3 protein-coding genes are annotated in these 3,746 nt (G+C 64.5%); all 3 read left to right on the plus strand.

Annotated elements, in window-relative coordinates; genetic code table 11:
- The first annotated feature begins 42 nt into the window (after positions 1-42).
- Positions 43-624: a helix-turn-helix domain-containing protein gene (locus tag GFB49_RS20815; protein ID WP_058239117.1), complete on the plus strand. Its 582-nt coding sequence runs from the start codon at positions 43-45 to the stop codon at positions 622-624.
- Entirely contained in the window at positions 611-2,962 is a 2,352-nt protein-coding gene (locus GFB49_RS20820; protein ID WP_153218171.1) for a relaxase/mobilization nuclease domain-containing protein, read from the plus strand. The genes GFB49_RS20815 and GFB49_RS20820 overlap by 14 nt, the downstream gene beginning before the upstream one ends.
- An 8-nt stretch (positions 2,963-2,970) precedes the next feature.
- Positions 2,971-3,746: type IV secretory system conjugative DNA transfer family protein (locus GFB49_RS20825; RefSeq protein ID WP_194269441.1), on the plus strand; the 776-nt coding region annotated here is incomplete at its 3' end.

Raw genomic sequence — 3,746 nt, forward strand, 5'->3', positions numbered from 1 at the left:
CCTTGGTGGAAGGTGGCAGGAAATAGGGGGTCTTTCTTCCGCATGTCCCGAACAAAACGCCTGACAGAGATCGAGAAAATGCAGATCGTTCGCGAGGCCGCGGAGGGTGTGTCGACGTCTGAACTTGCGGAGCGTTTTGGGGTTACGTCGCGGGCCGTGCGCTACGTCCTGAAAGCCGATGCCGAGCGCCAGACGGATGCCGCGATCCCGGTCTCGGCGGTCAGTGTGAAGGTCACCGCTGCGGAGCTTGCGGCGCTCGACGAGGTGCTGGCCGCCGCCGGGATCGAGAGCCGGGCCGAGGGGCTGCGGCGGCTCATTCAGGCGGCAGGCGGGGTGTTCGTTCCGGATGCGCAGATGGCAGCAGAGATGGCGCGCTACAGGGCCTCTCTGCACGAGGTCGGCAATGGGGTCGCGCAGATCGCCAAGCAGATGACTCAGGCCAATCGGCAGGGGCAGGGGGGCGGCTCGGAGTTCACCGAATTGCGGCTTGCGCAGATGCGCGGGCTGGCGCGGTTCATCCTGGATTCTGCTGACGAGATCGATCTGCTCCTGCGCCGTCGTCGCGACGCGATGCAGCTGGAGGCTACGGCCGCGCTGAGGGAGTTTGCCCATGCGGCTGAATGATGCCGTCCATACCGTCACTGGCGAGGTCTTCCGGGACGGCTGGAGCCGAATCCGAGGCTCGATGCAGGGGCTGCATGTCGCCAAGCAGAGCCAGCTTTCGCGCGCGGCAGCAGGGCATCGGCCAGCGGTCTTCAAGGCGATCCGGGGTGGGGGCACGCATACCAAATCGCAGCTCGCAAACCAGCTCGATTACCTCACCACCAAGTCCACCCATATCGTGGACAGTAGCGGGTTCCTGGATGGCAAGACGAAGCTCGAGGCGGGTGACATCAAGGACCTGACGGAGCGCTTTGCCAAGCGGTGGGATGCGGGCTTCAAGCCCAGGCTCGGACAGACCACCCACATGCTCATGTCCTTCCCCGTGGGCACGCGTGGGGAGGATGTGCGCGACATTGCGACGGACGTGGCCGAGCGGTTCTTCCAGACCGACGCGGGGCATTTCGACTACATCATCGCGGTGCATGAGGACCGCGATCACCCGCATGCGCATCTGGTGCTGAACCGTCGCTCGCAGGAAGGCGAGTTCTTCTTTCTGGGGCGCAATCATCGCTTCAACTATGATGATTTCCGCCTCGCCATGGTCGAGGAGGCGGAGAAGTACGGCGTGCGGCTGGAAGCCACGCGCCGGGTGGATCGCGGGGTTGTGCATTACCCCGCCCGGACCCGCGAGGTTTATGCGGCGAAAGAAGAGGGTCGCGCACCCCGCGAGCGCGAACGCGTGGGGGCCGACTTGACCCGGACGCTGGCGGAGATCGCCAACACCAGAACCGTCTACCATTCGCTTGCCGTGGAGGCCTCCCGGGAGACCTCCGAGGTCCGCGGGGCCCGCGAAGACATTGCCGCGGCACTCTTCCGCGCGGGCGAGGTGCTGGCGCATGGCGGGCAGGTGGACCGAACAGGAGATGTGTATATGGCCGAGGATCAAAGCTTCGAGGATCTGAGAAGCCTCTATGCGGAAAAGCTCGCGCGGGTGCAGGGCATGATCGCCGAGAAGTCTGACGCGGAACGTCCCGTGCTGGAAAAACGCCTCATCGAGATCCAGACGCAGGTCCAGCACATGCAGCCCTTGGGGCTGCGCTCGGGTTCGCTCTCAGACGCGCCCTCGGAGGGCGGGATCTATTCCGAGGCCAATATTGACGCCAGCCAGCGCGAGCGACTGGCCGAGCCCGATCTGAGATCGCGCATTGACGCGGCACTACACGGCACGGGGATCAGCACATCGGAAGTGGTGGCCCGGATCGAGACGGGCGCCTCAAATGCAGCGCTCGAGCATCAATGGATCGCCAATGATCTCTCCAAAGTGGCTGAGGCGCGCGATCTGAACCTTGAACGCCGCGCCGATCTGGAACAGGCGCGCGATATTCTCAACGATGTGCACGTCGAACTTGGCACGCTTTTGGAGCGGGAAAACGTGCTGCGCCGGGACGGCGTTGTGGAAGCCGAACCGGTCAGCGAGCGGTTCCACTATCAGGAGGACGCGGTCCGGGAGATGGAAGGGACAATCCGTCAGGAGATGCGCACGGAGGGTCTGACAGCGCAGCAGATCGACGACCGGGAGCGGGAGGTTGTCTCAAGGGCGGAGCGCCGGATCGAGACGGAGCAGCGCACGTATCTCGAAGCACATCCGGAACTGCTCGCACGGCCTGGCGATGTGATCGACCGGTCTGAGCCCTACAAGGAGACCATCACCGATGTGGCCCGCGCCAGCGAGATCACCCGCGAGGTCGACCGGATCATGGAGGTACGCGACCTCCGCACGTCCGTTGCGGATGCTGTCGCAGATGACTTGCGCGCGCGCTATCCGGACATGCCGTCCCACCTCACCCGTGGGCTCGGCGCGACCTATGCGGCCGTCGCCGAGATACGCGACACGGAGGCCATCAATCAGGTCCGCCGCGAAACCGTGATGCGCGAGGGGCTTGGGGTTGGCACCCGCGACGAAGTTCTCGCGGCTCGCGATGAAACTGCGCCGCTGTCTGAACGTTCCGACCGCATCGCAGACGAGATTGTGCGTGTCCTGGATCATGAGCGGGCGGGAGAGTTGTCCGCGCCCTTCGAGACCGAGGCGGAGCGGGACGCTTTCCGCGAGGAGATCGCGCGGGTGCTAGACGACCGCCAATTGGGCCGGCTCACTTCCGGCGATGCCGATGCGCTGGACAAGGTTCTCGAGGACCGTCTCGACCGGCTCTATGTGGCCAAGGTCTACCTGCAATCGGATGCCGCGACGGCCAACACCGAGGCCCTGCGCCAAGTGGTCGATGATCTCGCCGACGCCGAATACGAAAAACACCGCGCGACAGACGTGGATGGCGAAACCGAGAGGGGTCAGGTCCATTGAGCGCCTCCATGGGAAAGGTGCGGATCGCCACGGGTGTCTTGCTCGTGACGCTGGTGACCGCCGCGATAGGCTACACCATCGCCTCGGCGGTGCTGACCTACCAGGATCTCGGCTTCGGGGCCGAGTTCGACTTTGCTTATATCGCGCAGAACTATCTGGCGATTCTCGATCGCCGCCCCGAGGATGCCCAGCTCATCCATCTGATCATCGGCAGCTTTGCCGCCGCCGGCATGATGCTGAGCCTCGCCCTGTCAGGGTCCGCCCTGACACGCTTTGGCCAGACCCATTGGCAGACCGCGCGCGAGATGAAGGCCAATGGCTTCTTCGGGGCCCCCGGGACCGGGTTCATCCTCGGCAAACTCGGCTCTCCTAAATCCCGCGCGAAGTACATCTGCTCGAAGGTCTTCCCACACGCGCTGATCGTGGCCCCCACGGGTCGCGGCAAGACCACGGGCTTTGTCATTCCGAACCTGCTGACCTGGCAAGGCTCCGCCGTGACGCTCGATGTGAAGGGCGAGTGTTTCGAGGCCACGGCCCGGCACCGCGCCGCCCAAGGTGACAAGGTCTATCGCTTTGCCCCTACCGATTGGGAGGGCAAGCGCACGCATCGCTACAATCCGCTCCTGCGCATCTTCGAACTGAAAGACCCCGCGCGCCAGCAAATGGAATTGCAGCTCCTCGCGACGCTGTTCCTGCAGAGCGACAATGACCGGGTGCAGGGCCTCCTCAAAGGCGGAATCGATCTCTTCGTGGCGGCAGGCCTGCTGGCCTTCCAGCGCAAGCG

It is taken from the genome of Tritonibacter litoralis, assembly GCF_009496005.1.
Taxonomy (GTDB): domain Bacteria; phylum Pseudomonadota; class Alphaproteobacteria; order Rhodobacterales; family Rhodobacteraceae; genus Epibacterium; species Epibacterium litoralis.

Bases quoted from the DNA above. Each gene is read 5' to 3' on its own strand.
- GFB49_RS20815 (WP_058239117.1), top strand. From the start codon at position 43: ATGTCCCGAACAAAACGCCTGACAGAGATCGAGAAAATGCAGATCGTT.
- GFB49_RS20820 (WP_153218171.1), top strand. From the start codon at position 611: ATGCGGCTGAATGATGCCGTCCATACCGTCACTGGCGAGGTCTTCCGG.